The sequence below is a fragment of the Serratia sp. PL7 genome (genome assembly GCF_945957435.1).
Genome location: NZ_CAMFLB010000013.1, coordinates 93,990 through 113,887, shown reverse-complemented (window position 1 = coordinate 113,887; position 19,898 = coordinate 93,990). Strand labels below are relative to the sequence as shown.

Here is a 19,898-nt window from a genome sequence, read left to right as displayed (position 1 = left end):
GATGTTAATCAGGAACTAAACCTGCGCTTAATGACAAAGAGATTAAAAGTATTCGTAGCGATCGTGGCGGGCATCATCCTGTTGATCATCGCGCTGTGGCAAACCCTGCCTCGTTGGTTGCCGCGTGTGATAGCCCCTTGGTTACCGCAGGGTAGCCAGTTGGTCTTGCAAGGGCCCTTGCGTTGGCAGCAGGGGGCGTTGCATCTTGATGGGCTGAAGTTCAGCGCCCAAGGCTGCGCCATCGCCAATGTCAGTGAACTGCAACTCGCCTACCAAATGGGCAGTTGGCATTTAAAGGGTGAACGAGCGGACGTAGATACCGCCTGCCTGTCAAAATTGCCCGCCTCCGAGGGGGACAGCGCGCCGTTAGCGCTAGACCAACTGCAAGCGATGCTGCCGCCATTTGATCTGAACATCAATCTTCTCACGCTCACCCCATGGCAAGCTTATGCCGGTAAATTGCAGCTGTCATCTGTGGCCACTGGCCAACGGTTGCATTATCAAGGCAAGAACGTCATCGCTGAGGCGCAACTGGATGAACATCAACAACTGACGATAAACAAGCTCAGCATTACGCCACCCAACAGCACGGCTCCGGTACAACTGACGGGCAAAGTCACCGTACCGCTGGATATGGACAGTTTGCCAACCCAGGGGGCGTTGCAAGGTGAGATACAAACCGCCTATCTGGAAAAACCCTTGCTGCTGGATTTACATTGGCAACAGCAGCAGGGGGTGTTGACCCTGACGGAAAAGGGCAGCGACCAACCGTTGGCTACGCTCCCTTGGGCACTAACGCCAAAACAGATCAGCATCGAAAAAGGGGAATGGCGTTGGCCTTACCTGGAGCAACCGCTCAGAGGTGGTTTAAATGTGGCGTTGCATGATTGGAGCCAGGGGTTTGACGAAACCCAAATTACCGCGCGTTTGAACGTGATCACCGCAGGGCACAACGGCAAGGGCAACGCGGTGCTGACGTTGGGGCCAGGTAGCCTGAGCCTGACCAACAGCGATCTGGGATTCCAGCTTACCGGGCAGGCAAACCTGGCCAATCTCTCGTTTACGGCGTCAATCCCCGGCATTATCAGCGGCTCGATCCTTAACCCAACGCTGGTGCTACAGCCGGGATCTTTACTGCGCGCCTGGGGTAGCCCGGCACCGGACATGAAGCTGGAAGAGGCTCGGCTGCCGCTGGCTGGAGTAAAAGTCACAGCGCTTGGGATCACAGGCCGTTTGCAGGCAATTATCAGCGCCAGCGAAAGTTACTGGGGGCGCTTCAAGGTGCATCTGGACGGCCAGGCACAAGATTTCTGGCCAGACCATGGTCAGTGGCAATGGCGCTCTTGGGGGAACGGCAAGTTGCCACCGCTGCAGGCCGCCTGGGATGTTGCAGGCAGTGGGCGTTGGCAGGACACCAGCATCACCCTGGATCGTCTTTCCACCGGTTTTGATCGGTTGAAATACGGCATGGTCACGGTTGCGACGCCACGTATGACGCTCAGCCAGCCGATCGAGTGGCAGCGGGATGTCAAAGCACCGAGCCTTACCGGCGGTGTGCAACTGGTGGCTGACAAAACCAGTTTTGGTGCAGGCAGTTATTTACCGCCTTCGGTGCTGGATTTACAGTTGCAAGGTACGGGGCCAGACAGTTTTCAATGGCAAGGCGCGTTGCAGGCCGAGCAGATTGGGCCAATCAAGTTGCGTGGCCGCTGGGATGGTGAGCGTCTGCGTGGTGAAGGCTGGTGGCCAAAACAGTCATTAACGGTATTCCAACCGCTGATTTCACCCGATCTGAACATCAAACTGCGCGCAGGTGAGTTCTATGCACAGTCGGCATTCTCGGCGGCGCGAGTGCAGGGATTTGAAGCTGGTGGCCACTGGGTGGTGCGCAATGGCGGCATGTGGCTGCAAGATGGCGAATTGAGCGGTCTGGACTTTGTCTTGCCCTATCGGTTTAACAACCACCTGTGGCAGCTTGGGGCCAAAAGGCCGATCATGCTGCGCATCAAATCCATCAAGACGCTGTTTGAGATGCAGAATATTACCGCCGATCTGCAAGGTACCTATCCCTACAGCGAGGCGTATCCGTTGACGTTGAGCAATATCGGCGTGGATATGCTGAACGGTCATATCAGCCTGTCGGCATTACGTATGCCGCAGCATGATGCGGCGGTGCTCAAACTGGAGAAAATCGACCTCAGTGCACTGTTTACCGCGCTCAAACCGAAGCAGTTCGCCATGTCTGGCCGCATCAACGGAGAGCTACCGCTCTTCCTGAACCACCCAAAATGGCTGGTACAAAACGGCTGGATCGCCAATGCGGGGGTCATGACGCTGCGGCTGGATAAAGATATGGCAGATGCCATTGGCAGCAATAACTTAGCCACCGGTGCTGCTATCGACTGGCTACGCTACATGGAAATCAACCGTTCAAAGGCGCGGGTCGATCTTGATAACCTCGGCGAGCTGACGCTAAAGGCACATATCGATGGCGTAAATCCGCAGAAAAGTGCCAAGCGTGAGGTTATCCTTAACTATAGCCATCAGGAAAACGTGTTTCAGCTGTGGCGCAGCCTGCGCTTTGGCGACAATTTACAAGAGTGGCTGGAGCAGGCGCTCTCTAAACCCGAGGAACAACGATGAAGAACGCGACCATACCATTGCTGGTAGCCGTGTTGGGCGCATCCTTGCTGAGCGGTTGCGTACCGCGCATTGAGGTGGCGACACCTAAAGATCCCATCACCATCAATATGAACGTCAAAATTGAGCATGAGATCCATATCAAAGTAGATAAGGACGTTGAGAACCTGTTGAAAGACCAAAGTGGTCTGTTCTAGGAGCCCGCATGAAAAAACATTATCTGTGGTTGATTGCCGCCGGTTGGTTATTCAGCGGGATGGTTCAGGCGTTGACGCTGGATGAAGCCAAGCAGCAGGGGCGGGTGGGCGAAACGCTCAGTGGATATATCGCTCCGGTGAAGCAGGACGCAGAGACCCAGGCGTTGGTGAAAAAAATCAATGCCGGGCGCGCCGAGAAATACCAACAGGTGGCTGCAAGCAATCATATCGCTATCGATGAAGTCGCGCGAATGGCCGGGCAGAAGCTGGTGACACGAGCGCCTGCGGGGGAGTATGTCCGCGGGATTAACGGCCAGTGGTTGCAGAAATAAAAAAAGCGCGCCCTAGGGCGCGCAACGGAATTTAAACGGCTTATTGTCATGAGGGTAAAACGGATTTTGCAGGTGTGTGACTTACCAGGGCGCAATCTCTACGCCCTGGTATCGCTATTTAAGCGGCGATCACTTCGGCCAGTAACGCTTTGGCATCGGCCTGGGCTTTGGTCGCAACGTCTGGGCCGTAGGCAATCCCTTCGGCAAAGACAAACTCAATGTCGGTAATGCCGATAAAGCCCAGGAACAGACGCAGGTAAGGTTCTACCAGGTCGGTCGGGGTGCCTTTATGGATGCCGCCACGGCTGGTCAGAATGATGGCGCGTTTGTTCTTAACCAGGCCTTCCGGGCCGTTCTCGGTGTAACGGAAGGTGACGCCGGCACGGGCAATCAGGTCAAAATAATTCTTCAACTGAGTTGGGATGTTGAAGTTGTACATCGGAGCGGCGATAACGATAGTATCGTTGGCTTGCAGCTCGGCAATCAGTTCGTCTGACAGGGCCAGCGCTTCTTTCTGGCGTGGAGTCAGTGGGGCATCTGAAGGACGCATTGCGCCAACCAGCTCGCCATCCAGCACCGGGATTGGCTGTGCAGCCAGGTCACGCACGGTGATGGTATCGTTGCTGTGAGCATTGGCCCACTGCTCAACGAAGAAATCAGCCAATTGGTTAGACTGAGAATAAGTTGCCAGGATGCTGGATTTTAGAACCAATACTTTGCTCATCGCTAATTCCTTTCGTGTTGACTGTGACATCAGGGCTGGTTGCCCGTTGCATGAGGTACACTCTATTCATATTGTTCCAACAGGGATAGCGGAATATTTCGAGATCTACGTTCGATTTTATTGAACAAGAAAATCCAGGCTAAGCGGATGGATTATGGGGAGAAATACCATTGTGGTATCCTGTGCCGCTAAGTCAAAAATCGATAAACCTAATTTAAAAAACGCAGTTATTGGCACCTACACGTCAGCTATAACATCAAACCCTAGTCCCTGACGTTAACTAGTAGCCGCGAAGAAACAAGGAACACCGAACGTGAAATCTACGCTCGCGGCATTGTCATCCCAACTGGGTGATTTGATGCTCCGTGATCAGCAGCGCCTGCAACGCCGGTTGCAAGGTGCGCGCAAAGTCAAAAGCCCCGAAGCTCAACAGGCGGTTGCCGCAGAAATAGCGGGTGATATTGAGCAAGCCTTGCAGAAGGTGCGCTCCCGTGCGGCCTCGTGCCCGAAAATCACTTACCCGGAAAGCCTGCCCGTCAGCCAGAAGAAGCAGGACATTCTGGCCGCCATCCGCGATCATCAAGTGGTGATCGTGGCGGGTGAAACCGGCTCAGGCAAGACCACTCAGCTACCGAAAATCTGCCTGGAGTTAGGGCGCGGCGTCAAAGGCCTGATTGGCCACACGCAACCGCGCCGCCTGGCTGCACGCACCGTTGCCAACCGCATTGCCGATGAGCTGGAAACCCCGCTGGGTGGCAGCGTAGGCTATAAGGTGCGCTTCAACGATCAGGTGGGTGAAAATACCCTGGTCAAACTGATGACCGACGGGATCTTGCTGGCCGAAATCCAGCAGGATCGCCTGCTGATGCAGTACGACACCTTGATCATCGATGAGGCGCACGAGCGCAGTCTGAACATCGATTTCATCTTGGGTTATCTGCGGGAACTGTTGCCAAAACGCCCGGACCTGAAGGTGATCATCACCTCGGCCACCATTGATCCGCAGCGCTTTTCTCGTCACTTCAACAATGCGCCGATCATTGAGGTTTCTGGCCGGACTTATCCAGTGGAGGTGCGTTATCGGCCGGTGGTAGACGACGCCGACGATACCGAACGCGATCAGCTTCAGGCCATCTTCGATGCGGTGGATGAACTTGGGCGTGAAGGGCCAGGCGATATTCTGATCTTTATGAGCGGTGAACGTGAAATCCGTGACACCGCTGATGCGCTGACCAAGCTCAATCTGCCTCACACCGAGGTGCTGCCGCTGTATGCCCGCCTGTCTAACAGTGAACAGAATCGGGTGTTCCAGTCGCACCACGGCCGCCGCATCGTGTTGGCGACCAACGTCGCGGAAACCTCGCTGACCGTGCCGGGCATTAAATACGTTATCGACCCAGGTACGGCGCGCATCAGCCGCTACAGCTTCCGTACCAAAGTGCAGCGTTTGCCGATCGAGCCGATTTCGCAGGCTTCGGCCAACCAGCGTAAGGGCCGCTGTGGGCGTGTTTCGGACGGTATCTGCATCCGTCTGTTCTCGGAGCAGGATTTCCTGTCGCGCCCGGCGTTTACCGATCCGGAAATTCTGCGAACCAATCTGGCCTCGGTCATTTTGCAGATGACCTCGCTGGGGTTGGGCGATATTGCCGCGTTCCCGTTTGTCGAAGCGCCGGATAATCGCAATATTCAAGACGGCGTGCGCCTGTTGGAAGAGTTGGGGGCGATCAAAACCGCGGAAAACGGTCACTATCAGCTGACACCGCAGGGCCGTCAGTTAGCGCAGTTGCCAATCGACCCACGTTTGGCACGGATGGTGTTGGAGGCCCAGAAGAGTGGTAGCGTACGCGAGATGATGATCATCACCTCGGCGTTGTCGATCCAGGATCCGCGTGAGCGGCCAATGGATAAGCAACAGGCCTCCGATGAAAAACACCGCCGCTTCGCCGACAAAGACTCCGATTTTATGGCGTTCGTCAACCTGTGGGATTACCTGAAAGAGCAGCAGAAGGAAAACTCTTCCAGCCAGTTCCGCCGCCTGTGCCGCAACGATTTCCTCAACTATCTACGGGTGCGTGAATGGCAGGATATCTACACCCAACTGCGCCAGGTGGTGAAAGAGTTGGGCCTGCCGGTCAACAGCGTGCCTTCGGACTACCGCAGCGTACACACCGCGCTACTGAGCGGCCTGCTTTCGCACATTGGCCAGAAGGATGCGGATAAGCAAGAGTTTACCGGTGCGCGCAACGCCCGTTTCTCCATCTTCCCGGGCTCCGGGTTGTTCAAGAAGCCGCCGAAATGGACGATGGTGGCAGAACTGGTGGAAACCAGCCGCCTATGGGGCCGTATAGCCGCACGGATCGAACCAGAATGGATCGAGCCGATGGCTCAGCACCTGGTCAAACATCATTACAGCGAACCGCACTGGTCCAAATCCCAGGGGGCAGTGATGGCCAGCGAAAAGGTCACGCTGTTTGGGTTGCCGATCGTCGCAGCTCGCCCGGTGAATTACAGCACTATCGATCCGCTGCTGTGCCGTGAACTGTTTATCCGCCATGCGCTGGTAGAAGGTGACTGGCAAACGCGGCACCCGTTCTTCGCTGCCAACCTGAAGCTGCGTGCCGAAGTGGAAGAGCTGGAACACAAATCGCGCCGCCGCGACATTCTGGTGGATGACGAGACCCTGTTCAGTTTCTACGATCAGCGTATTCCCAGCGACGTGGTGTCCGGGCGTCATTTTGACCAATGGTGGAAAATCGCCGGTAAGCAGAATCCTGAGCTGCTCAACTTCGAAAAAGAGATGTTGATCAAGGACGGGGCCAACAAGGTCAGCGCACTGGATTATCCCAACTACTGGTATCAGGGCAACCTCAAGCTGCGCCTGACCTACCAGTTTGAGCCGGGTACCGACGCCGATGGCGTGACTGTGCACATCCCATTGCCGATCCTCAACCAGGTGGAAGAGACCGGTTTTGAGTGGCAGATCCCCGGTATCCGCCGTGAACTGGTGATCGCGCTGATCAAATCGTTACCTAAGCCGATGCGTCGCAATTTTGTGCCAGCACCGAACTACGCTGAAGCTTTCCTTGCCCGGGCTACGCCGTTGGAAATGCCACTGCTGGATTCGCTGGAGCGTGAGCTACGCCGCATCACGGGTGTGACGGTGTCACGTGAAGATTGGCAGTGGGATCAGGTGCCCGAACATCTGAAAATGACCTTCCGCGTGGTGGGCGAGAAACACAAAACCCTGCGTGAAGGTAAAGATCTGGCCGCGCTGAGGGTCCAGCTCAAAGACAAGGTGCAAGAGACGCTGTCGGCCGTGGCTGATGATGGCCTGGAACAGAGCAATCTGCATATCTGGAGCTTTGGCAAACTGCCCGAATTTTATGAGCAGAAGCGTGGCGGTTACTCGGTCAAGGCTTACCCTGCATTGGTGGACGAAAAAGATAGCGTAGCCATCCGCCTGTTTGACAGCGAGCAGGAGCAGCAACAGGCCATGTGGCAAGGTACGCGCCGTTTGTTGCTGTTAAACATTCCGTCGCCGATCAAATATCTGCATGAGAAGTTGCCGAACAAGGCCAAGCTTGGGCTGTATTTCAACCCGTATGGCAAGGTACTGGATCTGATCGACGACTGTATCTCCTGCGGCATCGACAAGCTGATTGCTGAACACGGCGGGCCGGTGTGGGCGGAAGAGAACTTTGCCCGGCTGCAAGAGTTGGTACGGGCCGAGCTGAACGAAACCGTGGTGGGCGTGGCCAAGCAGGTTGAACAGATCCTGACGACGGTCTTCAACATCAACAAACGCCTGAAAGGGCGTGTTGATATCTCGTTGGCGCTGGCACTGTCCGATATCAAGGCCCAGCTTAACGGCCTGGTTTACCGTGGCTTTGTCACCAATAATGGTTGGAGCCGCCTGCCGGACACCTTGCGTTATCTGCAAGCGATTGAGCGCCGTCTGGAGAAGCTGGCGATCGATCCGCACCGCGATCGCGCTCAGATGATCCGGGTGGAGCAGGTTCAACAAGCGTGGCAGCAGTGGCTGAACAAGCTGCCGCCAAAACGCCAGCAGGATGAAGAGGTGAAGTCAGTACGCTGGATGATCGAGGAGCTGCGCGTCAGCCTGTTCGCTCAGCAACTGGGCACGCCTTACCCGATTTCTGAGAAGCGTATCTTGCAGACCATCGATCAGCTTTCTGCGTAACCTTTAAGCCTTGCAGAACAGGCGAGGCTTAACAGGCTGCATCCCAGCAGCGTTAACGGCAGGTGCTGGCCCATGGCGGCCAGTGCCAGGCCGCCAGCGATCAGCAGATAATAGAGTAACCCCAATACCGCTCCGGCAGCACCCAGCCGGTTGCGGTAATACTTCAGCGCCTGGCTGAGAATATTGGGAATGGCCAAGCCAAAGGCCACGGTCACCGCCATACAGGGCAGCAAGATCATCAGACTTGCCTGCCAATACCATGCAGCAACAGCGGCCAACAGGGCTAGCAGACTGGCCATTTGGATCTGCCGGTAAGCGCATAATCCTTTTTGCAGAAGGTAACGGTTTGCCGCTGCGCCGCACAGGCTGCCAAAGGCTAAAACAATCCCCGAATAGCCAAACTGCTCGCTGGTCAGCCCCAAGTTCTCAAAAATAAACGGGGCCAGACTGAAGTAGCTGAACGCCATGATGTTAAAACTCGCAACCAGCAACGCCGAGCACCAGATTTGCTTATCGCGCAGCATCTCCTGCAAACAGGGGAGTAAAGCGATACCGCTGGTGTGTTGGCGGGTTTCTGGCAGCGCTCGCCAACACCAGATCAGCAGCAACAGCGCCAATCCTGCTTGCGCAGAGAAAATGGCCATACGACCGCCCCAAAACACCAGTATTCCGCCGCTAAACATACCCAACACCGGGCTTATCGACAATGCCATGCCAATTACCGCAAACATCTTTCCTAACGCTTGCCCCTGATAGACATCGCGCAGCATGGTCTGCGTCACCACAGAACCAACGGCGGCACCAAAGGCAATAACGGCGCGCGAGACGATGAGCAACGGGAAAGAAGCGCTCAGCAAAGCCAGCAAGGCCCCGGCCGTATACAACACCAATCCGGCGAGCATGGCGGTTCTACGGCCATATTTGTCGCTGATCGTTCCCCAAAACGCCACGCCAAAAGCGAAGGCGAAAAAATAGACCGATAGCGTGTGGCTGGCCTGCGTGGCATCGATCTGATAATCAAAGCGGATAGCGGTTAACGCCGGGCTATAGAGCGTTTCCAGGATTTGTGGTGCCATGATCATCATGATGATCAGCGGCAGAGGCAGATTTTTGACGGACACAACGTTCTCCCAAATAAGTGTCGCCAGTATAGGGAGATAGCGATTGTTCGATTACAATCATCAGGACAAAAAACAATGAAAATGGGACTGTGGCATGGCGTTGATTTTACAAAATCAGCTTTTTGATCCGGATAGTTACTCCGCTCCGGTGGTGGGGATTAGTGCCGAACTGGCGGATCATGATTCTGGCGAACATCAGCATCAACGAGCCCAGATCCTCTATGCTCCACGTGGTTGCATGACGGTGACGTTAGCCGAACGCTGGCTGATCCTGCCGCCTACGCGCATTATCTGGATACCGAGCGGCGTGAAGCATCGCGTGCAACTGCGCGGGCAGGTGGCTTACCGCTCGCTCTATTTTGCGGATATAACGATGTTGGCAATGCCGCACAGTGCGGTGTTGGCCGCCAACCCGTTACTGGCAGCGGTGATAGAACGCATCGCACATTGGCCGTTTGACTACGCGCAGCGGCACCCCCAGGCGGAAGATCTGTTGCGAGTCTTGCGCAACGAATTGAGCGTGGCGGAGCAGGAAAAAACCAGCTTGATGCTGCCGAGCGATCCTCGTATAGCGGCTTGGATTGACGGCCTAAACGGCGTTGACCAGCTACCCGGGCTGGTGGTATTGGCCAAGGCGATCAATCTCCATCCTAAAACATTAACGCGAATTTTCCTGCGGGAAACCGGGTTGAGCTATCAGCAGTGGTGCCAGCAATGGCGTTTGATGCACGCCATTGAGCTACTGGCGCAAATGCCTTCCGTAAGCGCGGTTGCGCAGCGGTTGGCCTTCTCTAGCGACAGCGCGTTTATCGCCTTTTTCCGTCAGTATACCGGCACCACGCCCAAGCGGTTTATGGCGGGAGGGGAACGAGGTATTGAGTAATGATTGTGATTTTTATTGCTTAGCAATACCGGTAAAGTGATTTAAATCACAATTTCGTGATTATTATAAAATTAATTAAATGCAACATGAATCACATTTTCCATATTGACAAATTTATAATTGTAAAATAATCATCATTTTTTTGTGAGCCAGATCTTCAATTGCAATGTATTTCACATTAAAAGTGATTTCAATCACGAAATAGCATCGGATTGCGTTTCCCGTTATTACTCCATAAGCTGCAAAGCAATTCCCAATCCTCTTGGAATAACGATAGGAAAAAAACATGAATGGATTGATAGATTACTTCCCGGAAAATGCATTTACCGTTCACCAGCAAGATTGCGACTGGCAGCAGGCTATTGATTTATCGATGCGCTGTCTGCTGGAAAATAATATCGTTGAGCCGCGTTATGTGGCGGCAATAAAACACAGCACGCAAAATAATGGCGCATATTATATTCTTACGCCGGAAGTGGCTATGCCCCATGCACGTCCGGAAGAAGGGGCTTTGGGCACGGCATTAACCCTAACGGTATTGCCTAAGGGGGTTTATTTCAATGATGACAATCCACAGGTGAAAGTGTTAATTGGCCTGGCGGCGAAAGATGCCGACAGCCATATCAATGCTATCCAGCTATTGAGTGAAATGTTCTGTGATGACCAGGCAATTAAACAGCTTACTCATGCAGCTAAGATATCAGAAATAAAAGAAATCATTCAGCGCTTCTGATTTTACACACTCAAGGATCAATATAATGGCCAATAAAACAATGCGAGCCAGAGTGCAAGCTTTTGGCGGGTTCCTGACGGCTATGGTAATCCCTAATATCGGCGCATTTATTGCGTGGGGATTTATTACGGCACTGTTTATTCCCACCGGCTGGATGCCTAACGCCCACTTTGGGCAACTGGTGGGGCCGATGATCACCTATTTGCTACCGCTGATGATCGGTTCCACCGGTGGCTACCTGATCGCGGAAAAACGTGGCGCGGTGATGGGGGGGATTGGCACCATCGGCGTGATTGTGGGGGCCGATATTCCCATGTTTATCGGCGCGATGGTGATGGGGCCGCTGGGCGGGGTGATCATCAAATATATCGACACCAAGCTGGATAAGCGTATCCCCGCTGGCTTTGAGATGGTGGTCAATAACTTCTCACTGGGGATTGTCGGCATGTTCTTGTGCCTGTTTGCCTACGAGGTGATCGGCCCAGCGGTACAACAGGCTAACCATTTGGTTCGTGCCGGCATTGAATCTCTGGTAGCCACTGGATACCTGCCGCTGCTGTCGATTATCAACGAACCGGCGAAGGTGCTCTTCCTGAATAACGCCATCGATCAGGGGGTGTATTACCCGCTGGGCATGCAGGATACGGCGGTCAACGGCCGCTCGGTGTTCTTTATGGTGGCCTCTAACCCTGGCCCAGGGCTTGGTATCCTGCTGGCGTTTTCGCTGTTTGGCCAGGGTATGAGCAAAAAATCGGCACCAGGCGCGATGATTATCCATTTCCTCGGGGGGATTCACGAACTCTACTTCCCGTATGTGCTGATGAAGCCGCTGATGATCATTGCCATGATTGCCGGCGGGATGGCGGGGATCTACGTGTTTGATCTGATGGGTGCCGGTTTGGTTGCCGGGCCAAGCCCGGGTTCAATCTTTGCCTATCTGGCTCTGACGCCGCGGGGTGGTTTTGCTGGCACCTTGGCAGGCGTCGCCGCCGGGACACTGGTTTCGTTCCTGATTGCCGCACTGATCCTGAAAACCGAGAAAAAGCAGGCGACCGAAGACAGTTTTGATGACTCACAGCGGCAGGTGAAAGCCTTGAAAGCTGCGGGCAAGGGGCCGTCACAGCCGATCCGCCACATCGCGTTTGTTTGTGATGCAGGTATGGGCTCTAGCGCGATGGGGGCAACCACCTTCCGTAAACGTTTGGAGAAAGCCGGGGTGCCGATCAGTGTGAAGCACTACGCCATTGAAAATATTCCGCCGGAAGCCGACCTGATCGTGACGCACTCTAGCCTGGAAGGGAGAGCCGACCGGGTGAGCGATAAGCCCAAAGTATTGATCAGCAATTATCTCGGTGACAGCAATCTCGATCGTTTGTTGGAACAACTGGTTGCCACACACTCAGAAAAGGAAGCCGTATGAAAACCCAAGCCGCCGCTATTTATGGCCAAAACGACGTTCGCCTGCGTGAGTTTGAATTACCGCCGCTAGGTGATGATGAACTGTTGGTTAAGGTCATTTCCGACAGTGTGTGCCTGTCTACCTGGAAGGCTGCCAAATTGGGGGCTAACCACAAGCGGGTGCCTGATAATGTTGCCGAACACCCGGCGATCACCGGCCATGAATGTGCCGGGATCATTGAGCAGGTGGGCAAAAATCTGCAGCAACGCTACCGGGCTGGGCAACGTTTTGTGCTGCAACCGGCGATGGGATTGCCGAGTGGTTATTCGGCGGGTTACAGCTACGAGTATTTCGGCGGCAATGCCACCTATATGATTATTCCACAGCAGGCTGTGGAGCTAGGCTGTGTATTACCGTATGAAGGCAGCTATTTTGCGGCGGCCTCTTTGGCAGAACCGATGTGCTGCATCATAGGTGCCTATCATGCCAATTACCATACGACGCAATATGTCTATGAGCACCGCATGGGGATCAAACCCGGCGGCAACGTGGCGTTATTGGCCAGTGCCGGGCCGATGGGCATTGGTGCGATCGATTATGCCATCAACGGCAACATCCGCCCTGCGCGGGTAGTGGTTGTGGATATCGACGAGGCACGTTTGGCGCGGGCCAGATTGCTATTGCCGGAAAGCGTAGCGCGTGAAAAAGGCGTTGAACTGGTGTATTTCAACAGCAGCAAGGCTGCCGACCCGGTAGCTGCCTTACGGGATCTGACACAGGGCCACGGCTTTGACGATGTCTTCGTTTATGCTGCGGTGGCCGATGTGCTGGTGTTGGGGGATGACCTGCTGGCTGAAGACGGTTGCCTGAATTTCTTTGCGGGCCCAACCGACAGTGAATTCAAAGTGCCGTTTAACTTTTACAACGTGCATTACGCATCCACACATGTTGTGGGCACTTCGGGTGGATCGACGGGGGATATGTTGGAGGCGCTGCAACTGACCGCTGAAGGCCGCATTAATCCTTCGGTGATGATCACCCATATTGGTGGGCTGGATGCCGTGCCGGAAACCATCATCAACCTGCCTTCGATCCCCGGCGGGAAAAAGCTGATCTATAACTTTGCCACCATGCCGTTAACCGCAATTACCGACTTCCCAGAGCTCGGGAAAACAGACCCATTCTATGCCCGCCTGGCGGAACTGGTGGCTGAAAGCCACGGCGTGTGGAACGAACAGGCCGAGCGTTTCCTGCTGCAACATTTTGGCGTGGAAACAGGGGTATAACTGCCGATGAAATCGCTGGCTTATGACATTGTACGCACCACTCAACAGGCTGCATTGGCTGCCTGGCCGCTACTGGGCTGTGGTGATAAAAATCAAATTGATGGGGTGGCCGTCGCGGCCATGCGTCAGCAACTGAGCGGCATGGCCATGCAGGGGCAGATTGTGATCGGTGAAGGTGAAATCGATCAGGCCCCCATGCTGTATATCGGTGAACGGCTGGGGAGCGGGCATGGTCCGGCTGTGGACATTGCTGTTGATCCTATCGAAGGCACGCGGATGGTGGCCATGGGCCAATATAATGCGCTGGCCGTGATCGCCTTTGCCCCACACAATGCCTTGTTGCATGCCCCAGACATGTATATGCGCAAGATGGTGGTGGGGCCAGGCGCTAAAGGGTCTATCGATTTACGGTTGCCTCTGGAGCAAAATCTGCGGCAAGTAGCGCAGGCGTTGGGTAAGCCATTGCATCAACTGCGCATGATCACGCTGGATAAACCACGCCATGAACTGATTCGCCAACAGGCGCAGGCGCTGGGGGTGAAGATTTTTGCCATTCCTGATGGTGATGTTGCCGCTAGCCTGATGACCTGCCTACCAGGTGGTGAAGCCGACATCATGTATACTTTGGGTGGCGCGCCAGAAGGGGTCATATCGGCCTGTGCGGTGCGTCTGCTGGGGGGAGATATGCAAGCCGAGCTGATCGATTTCTGCCAGGCGAAAGGCGATACGCCAGAACATAGAATACTGGCGCAGGAAGAACGGCGGCGTTGCAGCAACATGGGGATTGAGATTAACACCATTTTGCCGCTCAATGTCCTGATCGCCAGCGATGAGGTGATTTTTTCGGCAACCGGGATAACCAAAGGTGACATTATCGGCGGAATAAAACAAAAAGAGGGGTACTTGAGCACAGAAACCCTTATGATTAATGGTACCGACGGATCGTGTAATAAAATTCATACATTACACTTGCATTGATGGTATCGCAGGACGAATGAAAACGCTGACAGAAGATGAAATAATTGAACAACTGGACGAGCAGGAACAGTTGATCAATTGGTTACAGAAGGCAAATGAGATTTTATTTTCTGCTGTCAAAACCTATTTGCCACAGGTGTTTGTCAATAACGATCCCGATATACTCGAATATGCGGTAAAGCCATTGCTGGCAAAATCTGGCCCTTTGGACAATATGGATGTCTCCCTGCGCTTATTGTACGCGTTGGGGAAAATCAAAAAAACCGTTTATGCCGATATCATCTGTCTTTCACAATTTAGCCAGCATGTGCAGGCGGAAAATAGCTCACTGAGCTTTCATGATGAAATGACCTTTGATTTTATTGCCAACCTTAATGCCATTACGGAAAACGAACAGCTTTTCAGTGCGATAAGAAAGATGAAGTTTTCCAGCTTTGAGGTTTTTAATACCGAGCGCTACGGCAACATGATTAAAACCGGATTAACGCTGGCGGTGACTTCGCTGTTAAAGGAACTGACCAATGAAAATAGCGCTAACTGTTAATGGGCTGACGATCGATGCCTTTTTTACCGATGAGGAGGTCGAGCAGGTACATTTACCTTTACTGCGCCTGTTGGCCCAAAAGCAGCAGCAAAAGGGGGCGCGCCTGGTGGTATTTCTGGCGGCACCTCCCGGCAGTGGTAAATCGACGCTGACGGCCTTCTGGCAGCATTTATCGGCACAGTGTGATGAATTACCGGCATTGCAAACTCTGCCGATGGACGGCTTTCACCGTCCTAACTCCTGGCTTGATGCGCAAGGGTTGCGCAGCAAGAAGGGAATGCCAGAAACCTTTGATCGTCAGCAGCTCGAGTTGGCGTTGGCTGCACTCGATCAACCACGTCCATTCTGGCCTAACTACGATCGCGTGTTGCACGATCCGGTGCCCAACGCTATTGAGGTGACTGCGTCGGTAACGATCGTAGAAGGTAACTGGTTATTGCTTGATGAACCAGGTTGGCGCGATCTGGCACGCCACAGCGACTTAACGTTATTTATTCAGGCACCAGCACAGCAACTGCGGGCACGGCTGATCGAGCGTAAAATGCGTGGTGGTTCAACACTGGAGCAGGCCAGTACTTTTTACCAGCAAACCGATGGGCCAAACGTTGATAGGGTATTGCAGCACAGTTTGCCTGCCACCATTACCCTCCTGTGGGATAACGGTGGCCTGCGCTGGGAGGGGTTATTTACCGGCGGCTAACAGATCTAAAGCATCGCGAATGCCGGTAACTGACAGCGCGCGGTTATCGGCACGGTAGCGGTCTTGTGCGGCGGGTGCAGAACTCTGGATAGCGATAAGTCGCCAACCTTCGGCGGTCTTCAATATCAATGGAGAACCACTGTCACCGGGTAAGGTATCGCACTGGTGTGATAGCACGCCCTGTTGCGCCCAACCGGTGACTTTACAATTTTGATGGCTGTACAAATCGTCCAGATGATCTTCCGGATAACCGGCCTGGGTGACCAGGCGCTTTGCCAGCTTTAAGGTTTGCGTTAACGCTTTTCCGTCACCTTGCCATAATGGCAACGGTTTAATCGCCAGCGGCTTGTTATCTTTTAACCTGATCAACGCAAAATCATACGCTGCCGCCGCCGGTGGCACGATCCAGCCGTCGCCATCCGCCTTCAGCTTCTTGCCTAATGACTTATCAACCAGCGTTTCGATATTTTCCGTCTGGTATTGCCAACCTTTACTGCCGGAAACAAAGCGCAGCGCAACGGCCTTATCAAGATTGCCGGGAGGGGCCAGTACGCAGTGGCCTGCGGTGAGCGCCAGATGGGGAGAGATCAGCGTAGCGGTACACAGATTACCACTGGCGGTTTCTACCTGACCAATGGCCTGCCACGGCCAACCGCTGGTTTCGGTCACTTTAATACGGTCGTCTTTGCCAAAAAACAGACGGGTTTGATCGGCCGCGGACGCCTCGGAAGGGCTATCAGCATGCGCAGAATGGGATAAAACCAAAGGAAATGAGCACAACAACATTAAAACAGGGATGCGCATAGGTTTGCCTGACAAATTCGGATCATCCATAGTCACACTGAATGCTAACTATAGACTGATTTAGCCGCTGTGTAGATGGTCGGCGATTGATTTTCCGATAATTTCCTGAGAAAAATCGGAGATTACAGATAAAAAAAGCTGGCGATGAGCCCGCAAACGATCAGGGTGCCAAGGATGATTTCGAACCGATAGCGACGCAGCATAGACAACCCCCGATGAAAAAACACCCGGCGAACCGGGTGTCGGACAAATCTTACCAGAACAGGTGAGGGGTGCCTCACACCGGTTGACTATCAGGCAGCTGGGGTTGCTGCTTTCTTGCTGGATTTTTTGTGATGCTTTTTAGCTGCCTGAGCTTTCTGGGCCGGGGCTTTTTTGCCGCTGGCTTTGTGGTGCTTTTTGGCTGCTTGAGCTTTTTGCTCGGTGGTTTTCTTCGCGTGATGTTTTTTCACGTGAGTGGTTTTGGCCGGCGCAGTCTGAGTAGTGGCGGCTGGTGCAGCAGCAGGAGCGGCAGCTTCAGCGGCGAACGCGATAGATGACAAGCCCATTGCAGCGGCAACAACCAGAGCTAATACTTTTTTCATCGGTAGATCCTCAAATGTCTGTTGGTTTGTAACCCCACTGCGGGGCCGTTGAAATAATCTTATGCAAACCGAGGATTACTTTCCGTGAGTGATTGGTTTCGGCGTGTAACCTAATGTACGAGTGCCTGGGGGAGGGAGCGTTGCTGCTTTGCAGGCCGTGATAGCTAGCATATTTGTGCTGCTGTCACGGATGATGCTGAACACCGCCACGCAGTGCGTGTATCAAAATAAACTAAATTAGTTACAACATACATTGATGGTTGTGCAAACTTCTCTCCTGAGGCACCAGTGCTGTAGGAGAGAACGTACACTATGGAACATCCGCAGGCTTAGTAGGTAGAAATAGGGCAGGATACTATTACGGCAGGCATGCCGGGGCGCAATGCCCCGGAAGATTTACGCTAACGTAATCCTATCCCCCGTCGCCGGGCTAATCGTATTAGGCAACCACAATTGCCCCCAAGAACCGGTGCAATGGCAGCCCATTACTTTCTCGGGTTTGATTTGCTTGAGAAAACGCTGTACCTGCAATAAGCGTAGCGGAGAGGCATATCTCAGGTGAAAGCCGCCAATCAGCGCGTGGATCTTATCGATACCGGTGATCTTCTGGCAGTGCCGCACAATATTGATTATTCCCCGGTGGCCGCAGCCAGTGATGATAATCAGACCGCGGTCTGATTTATAAATCAGCACTCCTTCATCAGCGACGTAATCAGGGGACTGTTGGGCATTTTCAATAATGCCGTAGGCTTTGGGGGCAGGCACCTCGATTTCACCGGACCAGAAGAACCGCTCACTGATTTGCACCGGGGTTCGGGTCAGCTCCATGGCGTGGCGCGAGTAATCCACTTTCGGCGATAAACGTTTGATTTTCTTTACGCGGCCCAGAAGATTAACGGCGGCATAGCGCACCTCTTGCACGCCGGGGTGGCAAATTATTCTGCTGTTATCGGGCAACCAGGGTACGCCACCGCTGTGATCGTAATGGCCATGAGAGAGCACGGTAGCGGTCAGGTTGTCGAGGTTAATCCCCATTTGGGCAGCATTCTGTAAAAAACTGCCGTCCGGCCCGGTATCAAAAAGCACGCTGTCTGATTCATCCTGAACTAACAGGCTCAACCCGGCTTTGGCGATTAACGTTTTATCCGCCTCGGTAGCTCGACGGTTTTCAAGTAACACATTGATGGTTAAGGCCATGTGGACTCTGTTTTGCAAAACCGTACGTTAAGCTATACCAGCAACGCCTTAACGTACGGAGGGTTCGGAGATTACAGGTAACGGCTTTCCAGATGCCGGCGGAAATAGCTTGGGTCTAACGTTTTACCCGTGGCGTTAGTGATCAACGTATCGGTAGGGTAACGGCTGGCGTGACGCCAGATATTTTGCTGTAACCAATGGAATAGCGCACTCAAATTACCGGCGGCAATATCTTCGCTCAGCTTTGGCATTGCGGTGCGTGCACTGTCGAACAGTTGAGCCGCATACATGGCACCCAAGGTGTAAGTTGGGAAGTAACCAAAGGCACCGTCCGTCCAGTGGATGTCCTGCATACAGCCGTTGCGATAATCGCCCACGGTATCCAGGCCAAGGTAGCTGTGCATCTTCTCATTCCACAGTGCCGGAATATCTTCTACCTCGATCTCGCCCTCAATCAACGCACGCTCGATTTCATAGCGCAATATCACATGGGCAGGGTAGCTGACCTCGTCGGCATCGACGCGGATCAGGCCAGGTTTCACCCGCTGATTAAGGCGAATAAAGTTGCTCTCTTCCAGGGCCGGTTGTTCTCCAAACTGATTGACGATCAGCGGTCGCAGGACTTTCAGGAAGTCACTACCGCGAGCCAGCTGCATTTCAAAGAACAGGCTTTGTGATTCGTGGATCGCCGTCGACCGAGCTTGTGCCACGGGCTGGCCCAGCCACTCACGTGGCAGGTTCTGTTCGTAGCGGGCGTGGCCGGTTTCATGCACGATGCCAAGCAGCGCGGTAAGGAACTCTTTCTCGTTGTAGCGTGTAGTGATACGTACGTCTTCCGGCACGCCGCCGCAGAACGGATGAGCACTAACGTCAACCCGGCCACCATCAAAGTCAAAGCCGAGCAGCTTCATCACGCTCAGGCTCAGCTTACGCTGGGTGTCGACATCGAACGGACCTTGCGGGATCAGGCAAGGTTCTTGCTGCTGTTTGGCGACCACCTTTTGCAATAAATCGGGCAGCCAGGTTTTCAAATCGCCAAAGATACGGTCGAGATCGCTGCTGCGCATTCCTGGTTCATACAGATTGAGCAACGCATCATAACGGCTGACGCCCGCCGCCTGTGCGCGGATCTGCGCTTCCTCACGGCTCAGTGTAACCACCCGGCGCAGATTATCGCTAAAGCCTTCCCAGTCGTTGGCCGGGCGTTGTACTCGCCAGGCATGTTCGCAGCGCGCACCTGCAAGGGATTTGGCTTCGACCAGCGCTTCTGGCACCAGCACGGCATTATCGTACTGGCGGCGCATTTCGAGCAGGTTGGCACGGTCAAATTCATCTAGCGCTTCTTGTTGCGCGCGGTCGAGCAGTTCACCCGTTTTCTGTGCCGTCAGGATTTGATGCTTCAACACGCTCAACTCCGCCAAGGCTTCGGAACGCGCCTTATTGCCACCCGGCGGCATCATGGTTTGCATATCCCAGCCGCTGATGGCCGATAGGTGATCAAAACGCGAAAGGCGGGTGAATAGGGCGCGAAGTTGGCCGTAGGCCGTAGAGGATGATGCAGATGTCATTTGTTCA

At 53.9% G+C, this 19,898-nt stretch carries 17 protein-coding genes; 11 read left to right on the top strand and 6 right to left on the bottom strand.

The window, feature by feature from the left end; all coding sequences use genetic code 11:
• Positions 1 to 30 precede the first annotated feature (30 nt).
• From N6G83_RS34910 to N6G83_RS34900, 3 genes are read left to right on the top strand one after another with little or no spacing between them, the layout of a single operon-like run.
• The gene (locus N6G83_RS34910) at positions 31 to 2,643 is read left to right on the top strand and encodes a YdbH family protein (protein WP_260524110.1); all 2,613 of its coding nucleotides are present in this window, start codon (positions 31 to 33) and stop codon (positions 2,641 to 2,643) included.
• On the top strand, positions 2,640 to 2,837 hold the full coding sequence (locus tag N6G83_RS34905; protein ID WP_024531400.1) for a YnbE family lipoprotein: 198 nt from the start codon (positions 2,640 to 2,642) through the stop codon (positions 2,835 to 2,837). Before N6G83_RS34910 ends, N6G83_RS34905 begins: the two co-directional genes overlap by 4 nt.
• Positions 2,838 to 2,845: 8 nt before the next feature.
• Positions 2,846 to 3,169, top strand: coding sequence for a YdbL family protein (locus N6G83_RS34900; RefSeq protein WP_074029164.1), 324 nt, complete (start codon positions 2,846 to 2,848; stop codon positions 3,167 to 3,169).
• A 118-nt stretch (positions 3,170 to 3,287) separates the two neighbouring features.
• Here N6G83_RS34900 and azoR read toward each other — a convergent pair whose 3' ends face one another.
• Positions 3,288 to 3,893 (bottom strand): FMN-dependent NADH-azoreductase, encoded by a 606-nt coding sequence (azoR, locus tag N6G83_RS34895; protein WP_024530177.1) that lies wholly within the window; start codon positions 3,891 to 3,893, stop codon positions 3,288 to 3,290.
• A 313-nt stretch (positions 3,894 to 4,206) separates the two neighbouring features.
• On the opposite strand from azoR, the gene hrpA reads away from it, so the two are divergent.
• Complete coding sequence (gene hrpA, locus N6G83_RS34890) at positions 4,207 to 8,094, top strand: ATP-dependent RNA helicase HrpA (protein WP_211136727.1); 3,888 nt, start codon at positions 4,207 to 4,209, stop codon at positions 8,092 to 8,094.
• Here hrpA and N6G83_RS34885 read toward each other — a convergent pair.
• A complete protein-coding gene (locus tag N6G83_RS34885) occupies positions 8,079 to 9,215 on the bottom strand; it encodes an MFS transporter (protein ID WP_248006701.1) in 1,137 nt (378 codons plus the stop codon). The two genes, hrpA and N6G83_RS34885, sit on opposite strands and share 16 nt — an antisense overlap.
• A 94-nt stretch (positions 9,216 to 9,309) precedes the next feature.
• Here N6G83_RS34885 and N6G83_RS34880 point away from each other — a divergent pair, with 94 nt between their 5' ends.
• From N6G83_RS34880 to N6G83_RS34850, 7 genes are all read left to right on the top strand, one after another.
• Complete coding sequence (locus tag N6G83_RS34880; RefSeq protein ID WP_211136728.1) at positions 9,310 to 10,098, top strand: AraC family transcriptional regulator; 789 nt, start codon at positions 9,310 to 9,312, stop codon at positions 10,096 to 10,098.
• Between the two features lie 286 nt (positions 10,099 to 10,384).
• Positions 10,385 to 10,831, top strand: a complete 447-nt coding sequence (locus tag N6G83_RS34875) for a PTS sugar transporter subunit IIA (protein WP_024530171.1) — start codon at positions 10,385 to 10,387, stop codon at positions 10,829 to 10,831.
• 25 nt (positions 10,832 to 10,856) lie between these two features.
• The gene (locus N6G83_RS34870) at positions 10,857 to 12,251 is read left to right on the top strand and encodes a PTS mannitol transporter subunit IICB (RefSeq protein WP_074029158.1); all 1,395 of its coding nucleotides are present in this window, start codon (positions 10,857 to 10,859) and stop codon (positions 12,249 to 12,251) included.
• Complete coding sequence (locus tag N6G83_RS34865) at positions 12,248 to 13,516, top strand: zinc-binding dehydrogenase (RefSeq protein WP_199062596.1); 1,269 nt, start codon at positions 12,248 to 12,250, stop codon at positions 13,514 to 13,516. The genes N6G83_RS34870 and N6G83_RS34865 overlap by 4 nt, the downstream gene beginning before the upstream one ends.
• A 6-nt stretch (positions 13,517 to 13,522) precedes the next feature.
• Positions 13,523 to 14,494: a class II fructose-bisphosphatase gene (gene glpX / locus N6G83_RS34860; protein WP_211134611.1), complete on the top strand. Its 972-nt coding sequence runs from the start codon at positions 13,523 to 13,525 to the stop codon at positions 14,492 to 14,494.
• 16 nt (positions 14,495 to 14,510) lie between these two features.
• A complete protein-coding gene (locus N6G83_RS34855; protein WP_211134612.1) occupies positions 14,511 to 15,038 on the top strand; it encodes an MltR family transcriptional regulator in 528 nt (175 codons plus the stop codon).
• Positions 15,016 to 15,738, top strand: coding sequence for a nucleoside/nucleotide kinase family protein (locus N6G83_RS34850; protein ID WP_211134613.1), 723 nt, complete (start codon positions 15,016 to 15,018; stop codon positions 15,736 to 15,738). The genes N6G83_RS34855 and N6G83_RS34850 overlap by 23 nt, the downstream gene beginning before the upstream one ends.
• On the opposite strand, the gene N6G83_RS34845 is transcribed toward N6G83_RS34850, so the two are convergent.
• From N6G83_RS34845 to N6G83_RS34830, 4 genes are all read right to left on the bottom strand, one after another.
• A complete protein-coding gene (locus N6G83_RS34845; protein WP_199062592.1) occupies positions 15,721 to 16,542 on the bottom strand; it encodes a trypsin-like serine peptidase in 822 nt (273 codons plus the stop codon). The two genes, N6G83_RS34850 and N6G83_RS34845, sit on opposite strands and share 18 nt — an antisense overlap.
• A gap of 293 nt (positions 16,543 to 16,835) precedes the next feature.
• Positions 16,836 to 17,126: an acid resistance repetitive basic protein Asr gene (gene asr, locus N6G83_RS34840; protein WP_024530164.1), complete on the bottom strand. Its 291-nt coding sequence runs from the start codon at positions 17,124 to 17,126 to the stop codon at positions 16,836 to 16,838.
• A 396-nt stretch (positions 17,127 to 17,522) separates the two neighbouring features.
• The gene (locus N6G83_RS34835) at positions 17,523 to 18,323 is read right to left on the bottom strand and encodes an MBL fold metallo-hydrolase (protein WP_211134614.1); all 801 of its coding nucleotides are present in this window, start codon (positions 18,321 to 18,323) and stop codon (positions 17,523 to 17,525) included.
• A 71-nt stretch (positions 18,324 to 18,394) separates the two neighbouring features.
• Complete coding sequence (locus N6G83_RS34830; protein ID WP_074029152.1) at positions 18,395 to 19,891, bottom strand: carboxypeptidase M32; 1,497 nt, start codon at positions 19,889 to 19,891, stop codon at positions 18,395 to 18,397.
• Positions 19,892 to 19,898 lie beyond the last annotated feature (7 nt).